General features: G+C 33.6%; 15 protein-coding genes and 2 pseudogenes. 15 read left to right on the plus strand and 2 right to left on the minus strand.

The window, feature by feature from the left end:
* Positions 1-126: 126 nt before the first annotated feature.
* The 5 genes and pseudogenes from pnp to dpaB form a co-directional block, all read left to right on the plus strand.
* Positions 127-2,241, plus strand: coding sequence for a polyribonucleotide nucleotidyltransferase (pnp, locus tag V5E38_RS05430; RefSeq protein WP_499212462.1), 2,115 nt, complete (start codon positions 127-129; stop codon positions 2,239-2,241).
* Positions 2,242-2,650: 409 nt separating this feature from the next.
* Entirely contained in the window at positions 2,651-3,631 is a 981-nt protein-coding gene (locus tag V5E38_RS05435; RefSeq protein ID WP_499212463.1) for a polysaccharide deacetylase family protein, read from the plus strand.
* A 101-nt stretch (positions 3,632-3,732) separates the two neighbouring features.
* Positions 3,733-4,974 carry a M16 family metallopeptidase gene (locus V5E38_RS05440; RefSeq protein ID WP_097975455.1) on the plus strand — a complete coding sequence of 414 codons (1,242 nt, stop codon included), beginning with the start codon at positions 3,733-3,735 and terminating at the stop codon, positions 4,972-4,974.
* A gap of 234 nt (positions 4,975-5,208) precedes the next feature.
* A complete protein-coding gene (gene dpaA, locus V5E38_RS05445; protein ID WP_097975454.1) occupies positions 5,209-6,111 on the plus strand; it encodes a dipicolinic acid synthetase subunit A in 903 nt (300 codons plus the stop codon).
* Positions 6,108-6,533 (plus strand): annotated as a pseudogene (dpaB, locus tag V5E38_RS05450) (dipicolinate synthase subunit B); the annotation flags it as partial. The gene dpaA and the pseudogene dpaB, both read left to right, overlap by 4 nt.
* A gap of 35 nt (positions 6,534-6,568) precedes the next feature.
* Here dpaB and V5E38_RS05455 read toward each other — a convergent pair.
* The gene (locus V5E38_RS05455) at positions 6,569-8,065 is read right to left on the minus strand and encodes a recombinase family protein (protein ID WP_499212464.1); all 1,497 of its coding nucleotides are present in this window, start codon (positions 8,063-8,065) and stop codon (positions 6,569-6,571) included.
* Between the two features lie 121 nt (positions 8,066-8,186).
* Between V5E38_RS05455 and V5E38_RS05460 the strand changes: the two genes are divergently transcribed.
* The 6 genes and pseudogenes from V5E38_RS05460 (at position 8,187) to dapA (ending at position 12,926) form a co-directional block, all read left to right on the plus strand.
* Complete coding sequence (locus V5E38_RS05460; RefSeq protein ID WP_387324557.1) at positions 8,187-8,363, plus strand: hypothetical protein; 177 nt, start codon at positions 8,187-8,189, stop codon at positions 8,361-8,363.
* A 303-nt stretch (positions 8,364-8,666) separates the two neighbouring features.
* The gene (locus V5E38_RS05465; RefSeq protein ID WP_499212465.1) at positions 8,667-9,203 is read left to right on the plus strand and encodes a hypothetical protein; all 537 of its coding nucleotides are present in this window, start codon (positions 8,667-8,669) and stop codon (positions 9,201-9,203) included.
* Between the two features lie 145 nt (positions 9,204-9,348).
* A pseudogene (spoVFB, locus tag V5E38_RS05470) lies at positions 9,349-9,531 on the plus strand (dipicolinate synthase subunit B); the annotation flags it as partial.
* A 182-nt stretch (positions 9,532-9,713) separates the two neighbouring features.
* Positions 9,714-10,757 (plus strand): aspartate-semialdehyde dehydrogenase, encoded by a 1,044-nt coding sequence (gene asd, locus V5E38_RS05475; protein WP_097975448.1) that lies wholly within the window; start codon positions 9,714-9,716, stop codon positions 10,755-10,757.
* 25 nt (positions 10,758-10,782) lie between these two features.
* On the plus strand, positions 10,783-12,012 hold the full coding sequence (gene dapG, locus V5E38_RS05480) for an aspartate kinase (RefSeq protein WP_499212466.1): 1,230 nt from the start codon (positions 10,783-10,785) through the stop codon (positions 12,010-12,012).
* 20 nt (positions 12,013-12,032) lie between these two features.
* Positions 12,033-12,926, plus strand: coding sequence for a 4-hydroxy-tetrahydrodipicolinate synthase family protein (dapA, locus tag V5E38_RS05485; RefSeq protein ID WP_499212467.1), 894 nt, complete (start codon positions 12,033-12,035; stop codon positions 12,924-12,926).
* A 99-nt stretch (positions 12,927-13,025) separates the two neighbouring features.
* On the opposite strand, the gene V5E38_RS05490 is transcribed toward dapA, so the two are convergent.
* On the minus strand, positions 13,026-14,699 hold the full coding sequence (locus tag V5E38_RS05490; protein WP_499212468.1) for a multicopper oxidase family protein: 1,674 nt from the start codon (positions 14,697-14,699) through the stop codon (positions 13,026-13,028).
* Positions 14,700-15,213: 514 nt separating this feature from the next.
* On the opposite strand from V5E38_RS05490, the gene V5E38_RS05495 reads away from it, so the two are divergent.
* The 4 genes from V5E38_RS05495 to V5E38_RS05510 all read left to right on the plus strand — a co-directional run bounded on the left by V5E38_RS05495 (position 15,214) and on the right by V5E38_RS05510 (position 18,865).
* A complete protein-coding gene (locus tag V5E38_RS05495; RefSeq protein ID WP_499212469.1) occupies positions 15,214-15,822 on the plus strand; it encodes a hypothetical protein in 609 nt (202 codons plus the stop codon).
* Positions 15,823-16,134: 312 nt separating this feature from the next.
* Positions 16,135-17,805, plus strand: coding sequence for a ribonuclease J (locus V5E38_RS05500; RefSeq protein ID WP_499212470.1), 1,671 nt, complete (start codon positions 16,135-16,137; stop codon positions 17,803-17,805).
* 167 nt (positions 17,806-17,972) lie between these two features.
* Positions 17,973-18,656 (plus strand): ClpP family protease, encoded by a 684-nt coding sequence (locus tag V5E38_RS05505; protein WP_286131700.1) that lies wholly within the window; start codon positions 17,973-17,975, stop codon positions 18,654-18,656.
* Complete coding sequence (locus V5E38_RS05510; protein WP_025568559.1) at positions 18,653-18,865, plus strand: YlzJ-like family protein; 213 nt, start codon at positions 18,653-18,655, stop codon at positions 18,863-18,865. Before V5E38_RS05505 ends, V5E38_RS05510 begins: the two co-directional genes overlap by 4 nt.
* Positions 18,866-18,975 lie beyond the last annotated feature (110 nt).

Below are 18,975 nucleotides of genomic sequence, written 5' to 3' on the forward strand. Positions count from 1 at the left end.
ATTTATTCTCTTTTTATCGTTAGTTGATTTCTTTACTAAACATAGGAGATAATAGAGAATATATGATTTTTTTACATAATTAGTTTAGACTTTGAATTGTAAATTAGAGAGGGGTATTTATACCATATGGAACAACAAAAGCACGTTTTTTCCACGGAGCTTGCAGGTAAAACTCTTACTGTAGAAGTAGGACAATTAGCAAAGCAAGCAAATGGAGCAGTTTTAGTAAGATACGAAGATACTGTCGTATTAGCAACAGCAACTGCATCAAAGGAACCTAAAAAAGTTAGCTTTTTCCCATTAACAGTAAACTACGAAGAGCGTTTATATGCAGTAGGTAAAATTCCTGGTGGATTTATTAAACGTGAAGGTAGACCAAGTGAAAAAGCAATATTAGCGAGTCGACTAATTGACCGCCCAATTCGACCATTATTTGCAGATGGATTCCGTAATGAAGTACAAGTAATCAGCATGGTAATGAGTGTTGATCAAGATTGTTCATCAGAAATGGCTGCTATGTTTGGTAGTTCACTAGCGCTATGCGTATCTGACATTCCTTTTAACGGACCTATTGCTGGAGTTGTAGTTGGTCGTATTAATGGCGAATTTATTATTAATCCAACAGTTGAGCAAGCTGAAAACAGTGACATTCATTTAACAGTTGCTGGAACGAAAGATGCAATTAACATGGTTGAAGCTGGAGCTAATGAAGTGCCAGAAGAAGTAATGCTTGAAGCAATTATGTTTGGTCATGAAGAAATTAAAAAATTAATTGTATTCCAAGAAGAAATTGTAGCTCAAATTGGAAAAGAAAAAATAGAAATTCAACTTCATGAACTTGATGCTGAATTAGAAAAACAAATTCGTGAAATTTGTGAAACAGAACTAAATGCAGCAATTCAAGTTCATGAAAAACATGCTCGTGAAGCTGCGATCAATGAAGTAAAAGAACGTGTTGTTCTTCAGTTTGAAGAAAATGAAGCAGACGAAGAGTCTATTGGTCAAGTTAAAGAAATTCTTTCAATGCTAGTAAAAGAAGAAGTCCGTCGTTTAATTACGGTTGAAAAAGTTCGTCCTGATGGAAGAAAATTAGATGAAATCCGTCCATTATCATCACAGGTTGGTTTACTACCTCGTACACATGGTTCTGGTTTATTCACTCGTGGACAAACTCAAGCATTAAGTATTTGTACACTAGGTGCTCTAGGTGATGTGCAAATTCTTGATGGATTAGGCATTGAAGAATCAAAACGTTTTATGCATCATTATAATTTCCCACAATTTAGTGTTGGTGAAACAGGACCAATTCGTGGACCAGGTCGCCGTGAAATTGGACATGGGGCATTAGGTGAAAGAGCACTTGAGCCAAGTATTCCAGATCAAAAAGATTTCCCATACACAATCCGCCTTGTATCAGAAGTACTTGAATCAAATGGTTCTACTTCACAAGCAAGTATTTGTGCAAGTACTCTAGCAATGATGGATGCTGGTGTACCAATCAAAGCACCAGTTGCTGGTATTGCAATGGGATTAATTAAATCTGGTGAACATTATTCTGTTCTTACAGACATTCAAGGTATGGAAGATCATTTAGGAGATATGGACTTTAAAGTAGCAGGAACAGCTAAAGGTGTAACTGCACTTCAAATGGACATTAAAATAGAAGGTTTATCAGAACAAATTTTAAAAGAAGCATTAGAACAAGCAAAAATTGGTCGTATGCAAATTCTTGATTCGATGCTTGCTACAATAAGCGAACCAAGAACAGCTTTATCTGAGTTTGCTCCAAAAATCTTAATGATGACAATTAACCCAGATAAAATTAAAGATGTTATTGGACCAGGTGGAAAACAAATCAATAAAATTATTGAAGAAACTGGCGTAAAAATTGACATCGAACAAGATGGAACAGTATTTATTTCATCTGTGGACCAACCTATGAATGAACGTGCAAAACAAATTATCGAAGACCTTGTTCGAGAAGTAGAAGTTGGTCAATTATACATGGGTAAAGTAAAACGAATTGAAAAATTCGGCGCATTCGTAGAAATCTTTGCAGGTAAAGATGGATTAGTCCATATTTCTGAACTTGCAGAAGAACGCATTGCAAAAGTTGAAGACGTAGTTTCACTTGGAGACGAAATCCTAGTAAAAGTAACTGAAATCGACAAACAAGGACGAGTAAACTTATCTCGTAAAGCTGTATTAAAAGAACAAAAAGAAAAAGCTGAGCAACAGTGAAATGTGGAGCAAGCTCGACCAGCTCTGAAAGGAATATCTCCATTCATCTGAAGAAGTGGCGATTTTTCCACTTCGAAGATTAATGGAATATTACCGAAGAGCTAGCTTGCGGAACTAGACATCAAGAAAAGCGGAAGGCGTTCGCCTTCCTAACAAATAAAAACAACAGGCACATAGAATGAGCCTGTTGTTTTTTTATTTTTTTACTTCCACATTCCTTCTTAATCCTCTCTTTTTAATTTTCCAGAATTTCATGTGTGCCTAAAATTTTTTTGGTTACAATAAGAAAAGTAGAACTAGAAATTACCAGATAAATTAGTTATTACTAATTTAGTCGTACATAAGTAGAAAGCTTGTTCTATTTTTTAAAAAAATATCATATTCCTTCTAGTAGGAGGGCGTTTAGGAAATGAGTAGAAGTCGGTTAAAAGTCTTTGCATTCGTTATGGCATTATTTCTAGCAATTTTAGCAGTTAGAAATCAATATACGAATCAATACGTGAGGAACTTAACTTTAAAATCGTCATTTGTAACAGCAAAAACAAATGGGTTATTGGATGAAATCAAAACAAAAGCGCCAACTTTCGAGATAGCTCCAAAAGATGCCTATGTGGACTCAGTTTGGAAAGCAATACCCGGCTATAACGGTTTAACAGTTGATGTTAATGCGTCATATAAGAAAATGAAGGCAAAAGGTAAGTTTGATGAGAATAAACTAGTATTTAAAGAAGTTTCTCCAAAAGTTCATTTAAAGGATTTACCACCATCACCAGTGTATAAAGGGAATCCTGAAAAACCAATGGTAGCATTTACAATCAATGTTGCATGGGGAAATGAATATATTCCGGAAATGTTAGAAGTATTAAAGAAGCACAATGCAAATGCAACTTTCTTTCTTGAGGGGAGATGGGTAAAAAATAATCCAACTGTCGCTCAACTAATCACTGCTGCAGATCAAGAAGTTGGGAACCATTCTTATACACATCCCGATATGGCAAGATTAGGTAGTCAGCAAATAAGAAATGAAATAACTCAAACAAATTCAGTCATACTAGCTACAACTGATGAAAAAGTTGTATGGTTTGCTCCTCCAAGCGGTAGTTATCGTGACGAGGTAGTTAAAATCGCTTCAAGTTTAGGCTTAAAAACAATTATGTGGACAGCAGATACGATTGATTGGCAGAAACCGCCAAGAGAAGTCATTATTAATCGTGTTATGAAAAAAGTAGACAATGGTACAATCGTTCTTATGCATCCAACGAAACCGACAGCTGAGGCACTTGATGAACTAATCACAAAAATAGAGGCATCAGGTCGAAAAGTTGTAAATATTTCAACTTTATTAGATGAAAAACGGTACGATACAATTAAAAAAGTTGAAAACAAATGACAATTACTTTCAGCTTTGTTAAGATGATTGTAAAATATAGTTAAATTTTTCAATCTTATTACAAAAGTGTAAATAGATGGTGTATACATAGGAGGCATTACATGATTGTACGACATACTTGTAAAAATGGAGTTAGAGTAGTAATTGAAAATATTTCAACTGTCCGTTCAGTTGCACTTGGAGTCTGGATTAAAACAGGTTCAAGCAATGAAACGTCAGAACTGAATGGTGTTTCACATTTTCTTGAGCATATGTTCTTTAAAGGTACTAAAACACGTAATGCGAAAGAAATCGCTGAAAGTTTCGATTCAATTGGTGGACAAGTAAATGCATTTACTTCAAAAGAATATACTTGTTATTACGCTAAAGTGTTAGATACTCATGCGGATTACGCGTTAGAAGTGTTAGGAGATATGTTTTTTAATTCAACTTTTGATGAAGGTGAATTAGAAAAAGAAAAAAATGTAGTACTTGAAGAAATCAAAATGTATGATGATACACCAGATGATTTAGTTCATGATTTATTAGGTAAAGTTATGTACGAAACTCATCCATTAGGTTATCCAATTTTAGGTACAGAAGAAACTTTAAAAACTTTTAATGGCGATACTTTACGTCAGTACATGAAGGATTTTTACACTCCGGATCAAGTAGTTATTTCAATTGCAGGTAATATCGATGAATCCTTTATTAAACGTGTTGAAGATTTATTTGGAAATTATGAGGGGAAAAAGAAAGATATAAACTTTGGAATCCCAACAATCCATTATGGACAAATTGCTCGCAAAAAAGAAACAGAGCAAGCACATCTTTGTGTTGGCTATAGAGGTCTTGAACTTGGACATAGCGATTTATATCCATTAATTGCCTTAAATAATATACTTGGTGGTAGTATGAGTAGTCGTTTATTCCAAGATGTTCGTGAGCAAAAAGGACTTGCATATTCAGTTTTCTCATATCACTCTGCATACCATGATAGCGGTACAGTTGCAATTTATGCAGGTACTGGAAAAAGCCAACTAAATCAATTATTTGAAACAATCCAAGAAACTTTAAAAGTATTAAATGCAGATGGAATAACAGAAAAAGAATTAAATAATTGTAAAGAGCAATTAAAAGGTAATTTAATGTTAGGATTAGAAAGTACAAATAGCAGAATGAGCCGAAATGGAAAAAATGAATTAATGCTAGGCAATCACCGTACTTTAGATGAAGTAATTCAACTAATAGATGATGTAACAATTGATAAAGTAAATGATATTGCGAAGTTTGTATTTACTGACGACTATGCAGTTTCATTAGTAAGTCCTGATGGAGTAATTCCAACAAATATTAAACAATAAGTTGATCAATTAGGGGGTCCCTTATAGGGTCCTCTTTTTTATTTTACAAATGACAGAGCATAGAAATACTCAGATTTAAACAGTTTTTCATTACTGCTCCTTAATTTTAGAAAGAATCTTCACCAATGCAATGGAAGATTCATAAGATATTTAGGAGAAAGATGTTAGGCGGTAGTCCTGCTTACAGAGATTAATTTCCATTTACCATAGTGAAGTAAAGAAGGTGAATGCTGCATGTTAACTGGCTTGCATATTGCTGTTATTGGTGGGGACGCCAGACAGCTGGAAGTTATTCGGAAGTTAACAGAGTTAGACGCAAAGGTAACATTAATAGGCTTTGAACAATTAGATAGTGGATTTACCAGTGCATCAAAAGAATTAATGGCAGATGCAAATTTTGAAGATTTAGATGCAATCCTTCTACCTGTACCAGGTACGAATATTGAAGGAGTTGTCGATACAATTTTTTCAAATGAGAAAGTTGTGCTGACAAAAGAAATTTTAGATAGTACTCCTTCGCATTGTACGATTTACTCTGGAATAAGTAACTCTTACTTAGATAGTATAGTTACGGCTTCAAATCGAAAGTTAGTAAAATTATTTGAACGAGACGATGTAGCTATTTATAATAGTATTCCAACTGTTGAAGGTACGATCATGATGGTTATTCAACATACGGAATATACAATTCATAATTCGAAAGTAGCCGTGTTAGGTTTAGGCCGTACAGGAATGAGTGTCGCAAGGACTTTTCATAATTTGGGTGCAAAAGTAAAAGTAGGGGCTCGTAAATCAGAACATATTGCTAGAATTGTTGAAATGGGCTTAGAAGCTTTTGAATTTAAGAATATTGAAGAGGCCTTAAAGGATGTAGATGTTGTAATTAATACTGTTCCAGTTCAAATCGTGACAGCAAGTGTCATTTCAAAATTACAACCTCATTCATTAATCATTGATTTAGCTTCTAAACCTGGAGGAACTGATTTTCGTTATGCTGAAAAAAGAGGTATTAAGGCATTACTAGCACCAGGTTTACCAGGAATCGTTGCTCCTAAAACAGCAGGGCAAATAATTGGAAACGTACTAACACAGCTATTAAAGGTAGATTTAGATAAAAGGAAGGAGCAACAAAAATGACGTTGAAAGGTAAGAAAATTGGATTTGGTATTACAGGATCACATTGTACTTATGAAGAGGTAGTACCACAAATTCAAAAGTTAGTCGATGATGGAGCTGACGTATACCCTGTTGTTACATTTACTGTAAAAAGCACAACAACTCGATTTGGTGTAGGAGAAGACTGGATCGAAAAAATAGAAGAAATTACAGGGCGTAAAACAGTTGATTCAATTGTAGGAGCAGAACCATTTGGTCCAAAAGTACAATTAGATTGTATGGTAATTGCACCGTTAACAGGAAATTCAATGAGTAAGTTTGCTAATGCTCAAACTGATAGCCCCGTATTAATGGCGGCAAAGGCAACATTAAGAAATGGAAAACCTGTTGTTTTAGGTATTTCCACAAACGATGCTTTAGGTTTAAATGGAACTAATTTAATGTGACTTAGATGGTAATACCAAATCAGTTAACACGGTCACCTGGGGAGCTTTGGGTAAAGTATAAGTGTAAAATCATCTAGTTTTTGATGTGGCTCTTTTTGATACTCAACTTTAAATAAAACTGATTTTAGAAGACGATTTTTAAGTTCTATATCAGTTGTTTTGTAATATAAATCTAACACTTTTTCAAAGGTTGGGATAAATTGTTCGTTTAGCAACTCTCTATTGTGATATTTAGCTAATTCATCCAAAATTAATGTCTTACTATTTGAAAGTTTTTTTAGTCGATTAGAGACGATTTCAGAACGTTCATTGTAAATTGATTCATCATAAACACCACGTTCTAGTAAATTAAATAAATTATTTTTTTGTTTTACTACTTCATCTAATTCATTTTCAATTTGTTTAAGAGCCTGTTTTTTTAAATTAATTACTTCAAAATCTTCCTCGTCGGGTTGATTCGTAAAACTTATTTTGTATTCTTTTAACCAAATTTCTAACCCTTGTAAGAGTTTTTCTTCAATTAAATGAGTATAGGAAGAGCGAGTATTACAACGGTTATTTGTACACACAATTTGTCTAGGCTTACCCTTTGGATAACGCTGCTGTAATTTTGATCCACATTTACTACAAAACATTATTCCAGCTAGCTGATTACTTAATTTACTATTATAAGGAGCATGGTATCGGCTATTTAAAATATCTTGTGCTGAGTTGTATATATCAAGGTCAATGATTGCTTCATGTTTTCCATCAACAATTAACCAGTCAGATTTTGGTTTTCTTATACCTTTACTTGATTTTTTATTCCAAGTCACCTTACCGCTATAAATAGGATTTTTTATCATCTCCAAAATGGAATGGTAACTCCACCTTTTTCCAGTATAGGAAAGGATATTCAATTGATTTAAACGGTTGGCAATTTCATTTGCACCGATCAAATCCTTCGTATACCATTCAAAAATACTTTTTACTACCTTTGCCTGATTGCTATTAATACGTAAAGAGCGGAATTCCTTCGTTTCATAAATCTCATATCCATAAGGTGCAAAGGTTCCTAAATAATTTCCTCTTTGGACAGATAATACTCGACCTCGTTGAAGTCTACGTGTAATTATTTTTAATTCTTTTCGCGCCATAAATGCCTCAAATTCACTGTATTCTTCATCAAATTCATCATGAAGGTCATAGGTCTTTCTCGGTGTAATTATTTTAGTTCTAGATGATTTAAACGTTTCTAAAATAATACCCTGCTCCTTCATATTACCGCGTCCAAGACGGTCCATATCCATTACTAACACGCCATCATATTTAAATTCTTCAACTTCTTGTAAAAGTTTTAACATTTCCGGCCGATAAACAAGCGATTCACCAGATGCAATTTCCTGTCGGATACAAATGATATTTAAATTCTGTTCCTTAGCGAATTTTAAAAGCTGCTCCTTATGCTTTGATAAGGTCTCACCTTCACCTCTAGCTTCTGCATCTAAATCTGCTCGACTTTTACGCAAGTACAATGCAACTCGTTCCATTTAATCACCTCATAGACTATATATATGTCTAATTAAGGAATTAATTAATTTTTGAATCAATCGACAACAAAAGATTGGTTAGTCCGTCATAAAACTAAACATACAATGAATTATGGGGGTGGTGATACTGAGTAAACAAACAGAATTTACTGCTACCTATCAATTTGGAAAAACAAAAGTGAATATAATTGCGCCAAATGATGTGACAGAAGAAAATAGAAAGAAAATTATTGAAGAAATCCATACAATTGGCCGGAAGATTGTTAAAGAAGAATTGTATAAGAAAGATGATCAGTAGGATGAACTTATTAGTAAGCACCTAAAAAGGGGGTGCTTTTTTTATTTGTTATCTTGGTCAAAGCAGTATTAACTATTTTTCCAAAAGTCTATATTGCTTGAGAAACAATATTTTTGTACTTATACAACGGTAAAAAACTAAATATGCAATCAATTTAACTGCAGATATAATAGTGACCATGATCAAGATGGTTCATGTATTTCAGAAAAATTCTGAGACAGATTACTCAAAAATCTGTCATTTTTTTTACATTACGATCGTAATTATAGTGATAGTGATTCTAAATATTCATCATAGAGAGGAATGTTGGTTATTATCGAATATCATTTAAAAAAACAATATATTTCAAAGGAAAAATTGATCGAACGTAAACTTGCTGAACATTTAATATTAAATGTAAGAATAAAAGATGTCATAGAACTAGCTTATAATAACTGGGCCTTAGATTATGCTAAAGGTGTAGTTGCTTTTAATCTTACAAATGGTGAATTAATAGGTTATTCACTTAAAGGTGCAAATAATAGAACTAGAAACGACCATGAGATTATTATTTTTGAACTAGATGCAAATGTAGACGTGGAAGATGTTACTGTTTTAATGGGGAATATTGGTGTTCGAGCTGTACGGACATTTTTTGAAATCGACGATGAAACTTTTTCAAACAATATGGTATTTTGGACTGAAACTTATTTACGGTTTCATAATTTGACGATTAAATCAATTAGAGATCGGTTTTTAAAGGTACTATATACTGATTATAAACAAACATTTTATAATACTTGCATTAAAAAACAACTTGATTCTGTTTACGCTAAATATATCGTTCATTACAATCATTAGGGTGAGATCTTAAAAATTATTTTACAAGCTTAATTTTTTGTTTCAATCCCCTTTTAAATCCTTTACTCGGCTCCTTTTAAAGTCAATTTTTTACTGTCCCAAACCAATGATATTCCTTTTAGATCGGTATTATCCTCTAAGTCATAATTTAATGCGTTTAATGAGTACAAAAAATATCTATTTTATTCCCTTTGGTCAGGATGATCCAATTAAAAAACCGAATTCATTAGTGGCAAGAATGGATTCATTGCTTGATACAGTGAAATCTTCTATTGAAGGAAAACAACTTCAACCTGTTTTAGTTGAAAAATATCGCGATCTCCAATAAATATTTTAGAAAAAATAGGACTGAATTATTTTTTCTATGTTAGAATGAAGAAAATTGAGTATGTGTCATTGGATACATACTCGTTACTATGAAATCAATTATTCAAGCGAAAACCTTTGAATATAAACTTCATTTGACGTAAACTATTTAATAAAAGTGAAAACAGGGATGGTGCAAAAAAAGTGGGGAATAAACAAAGTTATGTAGTAGCTGTAGTAGGTGCAACTGGAGCAGTTGGACAACAAATGATTGCAACATTAGAGAAAAGAAATTTTCCAGTAAAAGAAATTAAATATTTATCTTCAAAACGTTCTGCAGGAACAAAATTAACATATAAAGGTGAAGAAGTAATCGTACAAGAAGCTACTCCTGAAGCTTTTGAAGGTGTTGATATTGCTTTATTTAGTGCGGGTGGCTCAGTATCAAAAGATCTAGCTCCTGAAGCAGTTAAAAGAGGGGCAGTAGTAGTAGATAACACTAGTGCATTTAGAATGGCTGAAGATGTGCCTTTAGTTGTACCTGAAGTAAATGACAAAGATTTATTTAATCATAAAGGTATTATTGCAAATCCTAACTGTTCAACAATCCAAATGGTTGTTGCCCTAGAACCAATTCGTCAAACAATTGGTTTAAATAAAGTAGTAGTTTCAACTTACCAAGCCGTTTCTGGTGCTGGAGTTACAGCAATTGAAGCATTAAAGGAACAAGCGCAAGCATTCTTAAATGGTGAAGAAGCGACTCCATCAGTATTACCAGTAAAAAGTGGTGAGAAACATTATCAAATTGCTTTTAACGCAATTCCACAAATCGATGTATTTACTGAGAATGGATATACTTATGAAGAAATGAAAATGATTAATGAAACGAAAAAAATCATGCATTTACCTGAATTACAAATTAGCGCAACTTGTGTAAGGCTTCCTGTAATTTCTGGTCACTCAGAGTCTGTTTATATTGAAGTTGATAAGGAAGTTTCGGTAGCTGAACTTAAATCACTTTTAAGTGATGCACCTGGAATCGTTTTACAAGATGATCCAGAACAACAACTATATCCAATGCCATTTTACAGTATTGGAAGTAATGAAGTATTTGTAGGACGTATCCGTAAAGACCTAGATAATCCATTTGGATTCCATTTATGGATCGTTTCAGATAATCTATTAAAAGGTGCTGCTTGGAATTCAGTGCAAATTGCTGAAAGATTAATTGAGTTAAGCATCATTTAGTGAAAACGGCTAGAGAGGTGCAAAAATGAAAATATTAGTCCAAAAATTTGGAGGGACTTCAGTACGTGACGAAAATGGAAGAAAGCACGCACTTAAGCATATAAAAGAAGCATTAGAAAAAGGATATAAATTAGTAGTAGTTGTTTCTGCTATGGGACGAAAAGGTGAACCATATGCAACAGATACACTATTAAATCTAGTTGGCGCAAAAAAAAGTCAGGTAACACAAAGAGAACTTGATTTATTAATGTCATGTGGTGAAACGATTTCATCAATTGTTTTTTCAAATTTATTGAATGAAAACGGTATTCATGCCATGGCAATGACAGGTGCAACTGCAGGTTTCCGAACAAATGATGAATTTGGAAATGCAAAAATTCTTGATATGAAATGCGGCCGTCTAATTAAAGAGCTAGAAAACTATGATGTAGTAGTAGTAGCAGGATTCCAAGGATCAACATCTAATGGTGATATCACAACATTAGGTAGAGGTGGAAGTGATACTTCTGCTTCTGCACTAGGGGTTGCTGTTGGCGCAGAAACTATTGAAATCTTTACTGACGTTGAAGGCGTAATGACAGCAGATCCAAGGATTGTAAAAGAAGCAAGACCTTTATCAGTTGTTACTTATGCGGAAATTTGTAATATGGCATATCAAGGAGCGAAAGTAATTCATCCTAGAGCTGTAGAAATCGCGATGCAAGGGAAGGTACCTATTCGAATTCGATCAACTTATTCAAATAGTTTAGGTACACTAGTAACATCGAATCCTACACAACGAATTATTGGTGAGAATATTCAAGATCGTTTAATTACAGGAATCGCACATGTACCGGATGTTACGCAAATTAGAGTAACTTCAAAGGAACATACTTTTGATTTACATTCTCAAGTATTTAAAGCAATGGCAAATAAAGGAATAAGTGTAGACTTTATTAATATCTCACCTAATGGTGTAGTATACACTGTAAGTGATGAAGTTGCTTCAAAAGCGATTGATGTATTAAAAGGTATTGGCTATGAGCCTTCATACACTACAGGATGTGCAAAAGTATCAATAGTTGGAGCGGCAATTGCAGGAGTACCTGGCGTAACTTCAAAAATTGTAACTGCATTAGCTGAAAAAGGGATTCAAATTTTACAATCAGCTGACAGTCATACAACAATTTGGGTACTTGTCAAAAATGAAGATATGGTCGAAGCAGTTACTGCACTTCATGATGCATTTGAACTTAGTTCAGTTAAAGTGGATTAATTTTTGATCGGAGTGGAACAATGAGTAGATTTGGTAAAATTTCAACAGCGATGGTAACACCTTTTGATTCAAAAGGAAATATTGATTTCGCAAAAACAACAAAACTTGTGAACTACTTAATTGAGAATGGTACGGATTCAATCGTAGTTTGTGGAACAACTGGAGAATCTCCAACGTTAACTTCTGAAGAAAAGTTAGCATTAATTAGCCATGTTGTTTCAGCTGCAGACAGAAGAGTACCTGTAATCGCGGGTACAGGAAGTAATAATACTCGTGAAACAGTTGAATTAACGAAAAAGGTTTCTGCTTTAGGTGTAGATGCAATAATGGTAGTTGTACCTTATTATAATAAACCGAACCAAGAAGGATTATATCAACACTTTAAAGCGGCAGCTGAAAGTACTGAACTGCCTGTAATGTTATATAATGTACCAGGTAGAACAGTAGCTAGCCTTTCTGTAGATACAGTTGTAAGATTAGCAGAAATCCCGAATGTAGTTGCAATTAAAGATGCGACTGGTAACTTAAGCATCATGACAGAAATTATTGACCGTACTCCTGAAGATTTTGAATTATATTGTGGTGACGACGGCCTAACACTTCCTGCATTTGCAATTGGTTCAAAGGGAACTGTTTCAGTTGCATCACACGTATTAGGAAATGAAATGCAGCAATTAGCTGAAAGCTTCTTTACAGGAGATATGGCTAAAGCACAATTCTTACACCGTAAACTATTACCATTATTTGAAGGATTCTTCATGGCTCCAAGTCCAGGTCCAATCAAAACAGCTTTACAAATGAAAGGTTTAGATGTTGGTGGAGTTCGTTTACCGCTTGTACCACTTTCAGAAGCTGAACGCACAACGATCGGTATATTAATAAATAAATTAGACGAAGCATTACAAAGTAATTAATAACAAAACCACTTACAATTAATCCGATTAATTTGGATGGCGTAAGTGGTTGTTTTTTTAATGTATGGACTAAATCCTCAAAAAAAAAACAGAATTCTCCTATTGAATCACAATAAATGGTCTCATCATTTCATAGTCCTCGTGCTCCAACATATGACAGTGCCAAACATATAATCCTGTGAATGGCCCAAACCTCATGATTATTCTAGTTACTTGATTTGGATTAGCTTGAACAGTGTCCTTCCATCCACATTCTTGTGGCTTTGGTGGAGTCGGTGGATCTGTGTACTGAATGATTCTTTCCTTTTTATACTTTTCTACATCAAAGTTTCTACGATCTAAGATTTGGAAATCAATTAAGTGGAGATGTATAGGATGAGCATCTGGCGTTATGTTAATTAAATACCATATTTCGGTCGTTCCCAATTTCGGATTTTCTGTAATGGGGGCATCCCAATGTTTATTATCCAATAACATAATTTCTCGTCCATACTGATCCATCTTGTGATCTAATGTTAAGTATCGCTGCATTGAAGCAGACTGTTCATATATTTTTGGAATAGTCACCATATTAGCTGGTATCATACTCGTATCCACGTTTGACAATGGCAATGTAACTAGAAATTGCATCACAGTTCCCGTATTTTCATCAACAGGTCTTCCAGATGGAAATGGGGTAGGAGCATCATTCTGCATAATAATCTTCTTACCCTCAAGATTCGTAAAATCGATAATTACTTCTGCTCGTTCTGCTGGTGATAACATGAGCTCATTGATTCCAATCGGATGCTGCATGAATCCACCCTCAGTTGCGATTTGATACATAAGTTGACCAGAATCAAGCTTAATTCGAAAAAAGCGTGAATTGGAACCGTTTAATAACCTAAATCGATATTTTCTTGGTTCCACGTTTAAATAAGGATGAACTTTACCATTCACGATTACTGTATCACCAACAAATTCTGGGATAATAGACGTTTGTAGTTCTTTGATTGGTTGATCTGGCTGTTCTGGATAATAAAGTGAACCATCTTGTTTAAAACTTTTATCTTGTATCAATAGCGGCACATCATATCTCCCATTCGGTAAATTTAATGAACTTTCCTTCTGATCACTAATTAGATAGAATCCTGCTAAACCAGCATAAATATTAAGCCTTGTAATACCAAGTGCATGATCATGGTACCAAAGCGTAGATGCACAATCGCAATTATCATATCGATATACTTGCTTTCTAAAATAACGACCAACTTGTTTATAATCTTTTGTAAACCAAGCTTCAGGATAGCCATCGCTTTCAGGTTCAACACAAGCACCATGTACATGTACAACTGTCCTTACTTGAGGGACATCTTTGTGAGCACCATGAACAGTATAATCTATCGGAAACAGGTGTTTGTCTGGGAGAGCATTGATCCATTTAATAAACACGATTTCACCTTGCTCTACTTTAATTGTAGGTCCAGGATAGCTTCCTTCGTACCCCCAAACAGTTGAGTCATTTAACTCACTATGGAGCGATTGCTTAAACTCCGTCATCGTTACTTCATAATAAGTATAAAAATGATCTTTCCAGCATGGGGTTAAAACGGGTGGGATGGGTAATTCGTCTACGAATTTAGTAAGATTTAATTTTTTTGATCGATTATCCTTATAGATCCATTGGTTACTATAGATGGAATTAAATTGATCTTCACCGTTATTAATGGGAGGATTGGTACGTTGTTTGAATAGGTTGTTTAAAGTATGGGACTCACTTTCATTAAAATTCATTCGCATCCTCCTTTTCTAAATTATTCATATTCCTGTATTAACTAAAAATTGACCATTCTATAAGTAAAAACCTTTAGACTAATGGAATTATTTTCGATCTGGTAGGAAGAGCTTTATGAGTTCTTTTTACAGTGGTAGTTAATTGAACCGAATACATAAGTATTAAACTTTAACAACATCATTTAATTATATGGAAAATAATGTAATTTTTTAAAATAGGTAGATACATATTCAAATTAACTTTGTCTACATATATTGCTTGTACAGGCCATTTTTAAAACCTTATTTCTACCAATGTAGATGTATTAATTATCGCTTCATTACGGACAAGTTTAATGGGACAAATGTCAAACCATCTTCTGAGTGTACGTTTAATTTTATTCTAATGCTCACAAAGAAGTCCGCACTTTTCACATCAATTAAATTCCTAATCTACAGTTTGCTTTAGTAATAAATGTTTTAAATATTAAAATTTTTATTAGCCTTAATTATAGGAAAAGAAAGAGGAATATAGATGTCAACAACATATGATCCAAGAAGAAAGGGTATACCTTTTTATAAAGTTATTAACAAAAGTAGTAGTTCAAATGATACTAATATTGAAGTTAGTACAAATAACAATCATTCAACTGATCTTACTACTAATGTCAGTTCAGATATAAGTAATGCAACTGATAGCAATGCTAATGTTAGCAATTTTGACGCAAACAGTTCTGCTAATAGCGCCTTCAATGGTATAAGTATTAATGGAAATATCATGACAAATTGCGAAATTACAAATTGTAAACTTACAAATTGTAATATTACAAATTGCATGATTACAAATAGTATAATATCGAATTGCACTATAATGAATAGTACTATTTCGAATAGCAGTATCACTGATAGTAGTATAATTGATGGTAAGATAGCTGATGACAGTTCGATTGATTCGATTGATATTAGCTCTAATGATAGCAATCCAAGTGATAGTAATTCTACTGATAACGTTTCAATTGATATCAATTCAAATGACAGTAACACAGCCGAAAGTATTGTAATTGATAATAGTTCAATTGATAGCATTACAATTAAACAAAGTAAAGACGGTTTTATGATCAATATAGACAAAACCGATACTTAGACAAGTATCGGTTTTTCCATATTTCCAATTTGGTTCAACATTAGAACAAGGAAAGTTTTTTATAAACAGGAATTCAAAATTGTAGAACGTAAAAAATAATGAAAACATTTATTACTGTAGTGGAAATCAGGTACCATTCATTTTATTAACTATCATTTTGTTAAAAATTAATTAAAAATACATACCCAAAGTAATTCGTTTTTCCTATTTAAGGAAGAATGTATCTTGTTTTACCTGTTCGGACTAGGATATAATGTTTGTAAGATTTTGAACGGTCTGTCAATTTAAAGAACTAACTAGGAGGAACAAGTTGTGGTGAAGGAAATGAAGGAACAAGTAAAAGTTTTTGCCCTTGGTGGGGTAGGAGAAATCGGAAAAAACATGTATGTAGTCGAAGTTAGTGATTTGATTTACGTATTAGATGCAGGTTTAAAATTTCCTGACCAAGAAATGTACGGAATAGATCATGTCATACCTGATGTAAGTTATTTAGAGAAGAACGCACATAAAGTTGTAGGTGTTTTTATAACACATGGGCATGAAGATCATATTGGTGCGATTCCATATATTATGAATAAGCTTCCACAAGTAAAGTTTTACACGAATAAATTAGCTTATTTATTTATAAGAGAAAAATTAAGTGAAAAGGGTATTAAAAACCTTGAGCAATTTGAACTATATGACGAAACTACTTTATTAACATTTGAAAATAGTTCAATTAGCTTTTTTAGGACTACTCACAGTATTCCTGATTCATTTGGATTTTGTGTAAATACACCACAAGGTGCTGTCGTTTTTACTGGAGATTTCAAGTTTGATCAATCGAAAAGTCCTTATCCAGGAGCTGATTTAGGTAAATTAGCATTAATAGGAGATAAAGGAGTCTTATGTTTGCTATCTGATAGTACAAACGCAGAAAGACAAGGGTTTTCGGGGTCTGAGAAGAAAGTATCAGAAGAAATTAAAAAAGAAATCATGAATGCCAAAGGAAGAGTTTTAGTAGCTTGCTTTTCCTCAAATATATATCGAATCCAACAGGTTATTAATGCAAGTGTAGCTTCTGGTAGAAAACTAGCAGTAGTCGGAAGTAGTATGATGAAATCGATTGAAATAGCGAAGGAATTAGATTATTTATCGATTCCTGATGATTTAATGATTTCAGTTGTGGATACAGATAATTATAAAGAAAGAGATATTGTCATCCTTACAACCGGTACTCAAGGAGAACCGATGGCAGCCCTTTCAAAAATAGCTAAAGGTACGCATAAACAAGTTTCAATCCGAAAAGGTGATACTGTACTAATGGCGGCAACACCTATTCCAGGAAATGAAATGTTAGTTTCATCTTCTGTTAATCTATTATTTAGAGCTGGCGCAAATGTTATTTATGGTTATAAAAAGGTACATGTATCTGGCCATGGCTATGAAGAAGAATTAAAATTAATGCTTGAATTAATGAAGCCAAAATATTTCATACCAGTTCATGGTGAATATCGAATGCAAAAAGCACATTCACATATTGCAGAAGAAGTAGGGATGGCAAAAGAAGATATTTTTATTATTGAAAAAGGGGACATCGTTTCGTTTAAAAATGGTCAAGCTTCTCGTACTGAGAGAGTAGAAGTTGGCAACGTTTTAATTGACGGAATTGGTGTCGGTGATGTTGGAAATATCGTATTACGTGATCGTAAGCTACTTTCTCAAGATGGAATACTAATCGTTGTCGTAACGTTTAACAAGCAAAAGAAAGCAATCATTTCTGGTCCGGAAATTATAACTCGTGGCTTTGTATATGTTCGTGAGTCCGAAAAATTAATAACTAGAGCAACTGAAATTGTAAAAGACATTACAGAAAAAATGTTACAGAACGATCAAATTGAATGGACATTATTAAAAAATTCAATTAGAGATGGATTAAGCGCTTTCTTATATGAAGAAACAAAAAGAAGACCAATGATTCTTCCGATATTAATGGAAGTATAATTTTAAAAACTAGGTACTTCTTAATCCAAGATGGGTATGATTTCCTTATTATTTTCACATACTAACTTGTATGAAAAATGATAGGGGGAACCGTTTTGACAAATTCAAATAATGAAACACCTATTCCAAACGAAGATGCACCTCCAAAGCCAAATGATCAAAAGGATATGAGCATTGTTGAAAAAATTCAGCAATTAGGACAAACAAATGTTCCAGCAAGCAATGATTCAAAAATTCATTGTCTAACGATAATTGGACAAATTGAAGGGCATGTAGCATTACCACCTCAAAACAAGACAACGAAATATGAACATTTAATCCCGCAATTAGTTGCAATTGAACAAAATCCTAAGATTGAAGGATTATTAATTGTTCTAAATACTGTCGGTGGAGACGTGGAAGCTGGTCTTGCGATATCAGAAATGATAGCAACATTAACGAAACCTACTGTATCAATCGTTTTAGGTGGTGGACATAGTATCGGAGTACCAATTGCAGTGAGTACTGACTTTTCATTTATCGCGGAAACGGCAACAATGACGATCCATCCAATTCGTCTAACTGGCTTAGTAATTGGTGTACCTCAAACGTTTGAATATCTTGATAAAATGCAAGAAAGGGTAACTCGTTTTGTTACGAAGCACTCGAATATTACGGAAGAACGTTTCAAGGAATTAATGTTTACAAAAGGTAATTTAACAAGAGATATCGGCTCAAATGTAGTCGGTGGAGATGCAGTAAAATATGGACTAATTGATGATGTAGGTGGGATTGGGCAAGCACTAAGTAAGTTGCAGGAATTAATTGACGAACGAAAAGAAAAGTCTAATAAAGAGGAGAATGAATTTTGATTCTTTATACAATAATGCCAATTGAATCGATTTTTCCTGTTGATCAACAAGAATACACATCGCAGCAGTTTTTGGAATACAATGGTGTTCCAATGTTGGTTGATAGTGTTGGGGGTACAGCTTTTGAAATTAAAAGAATTGTAAGTACCGATCCGCAGCATTTTATGCAATATACACCTGGTCAAAGAATTTTAGTTCTTCCAACTTGAGGTAATTATTAACAATACATGGTAAACATATGTTCTGATATGTTATAATAAATTCAATTTAAGAAAGCAGCCAAAAGGCTGCTTTCTTTGGCGAATCTGCAAATTTTGAT

This window comes from Rossellomorea sp. GAMAL-10_SWC, from assembly GCF_049568075.1.
Classification (GTDB): domain Bacteria; phylum Bacillota; class Bacilli; order Bacillales; family Bacillaceae_G; genus Gottfriedia.

Bases quoted from the DNA above. Each gene is read 5' to 3' on its own strand.
- pnp (WP_499212462.1), top strand. From the start codon at position 127: ATGGAACAACAAAAGCACGTTTTTTCCACGGAGCTTGCAGGTAAAACT.
- V5E38_RS05435 (WP_499212463.1), top strand. From the start codon at position 2,651: ATGAGTAGAAGTCGGTTAAAAGTCTTTGCATTCGTTATGGCATTATTT.
- V5E38_RS05440 (WP_097975455.1), top strand. From the start codon at position 3,733: ATGATTGTACGACATACTTGTAAAAATGGAGTTAGAGTAGTAATTGAA.
- dpaA (WP_097975454.1), top strand. From the start codon at position 5,209: ATGTTAACTGGCTTGCATATTGCTGTTATTGGTGGGGACGCCAGACAG.
- V5E38_RS05455 (WP_499212464.1), bottom strand. From the start codon at position 8,065: ATGGAACGAGTTGCATTGTACTTGCGTAAAAGTCGAGCAGATTTAGAT.
- V5E38_RS05465 (WP_499212465.1), top strand. From the start codon at position 8,667: ATGTTGGTTATTATCGAATATCATTTAAAAAAACAATATATTTCAAAG.
- dapG (WP_499212466.1), top strand. From the start codon at position 10,783: ATGAAAATATTAGTCCAAAAATTTGGAGGGACTTCAGTACGTGACGAA.
- dapA (WP_499212467.1), top strand. From the start codon at position 12,033: ATGAGTAGATTTGGTAAAATTTCAACAGCGATGGTAACACCTTTTGAT.
- V5E38_RS05490 (WP_499212468.1), bottom strand. From the start codon at position 14,699: ATGAATTTTAATGAAAGTGAGTCCCATACTTTAAACAACCTATTCAAA.
- V5E38_RS05495 (WP_499212469.1), top strand. From the start codon at position 15,214: ATGTCAACAACATATGATCCAAGAAGAAAGGGTATACCTTTTTATAAA.
- V5E38_RS05505 (WP_286131700.1), top strand. From the start codon at position 17,973: ATGAGCATTGTTGAAAAAATTCAGCAATTAGGACAAACAAATGTTCCA.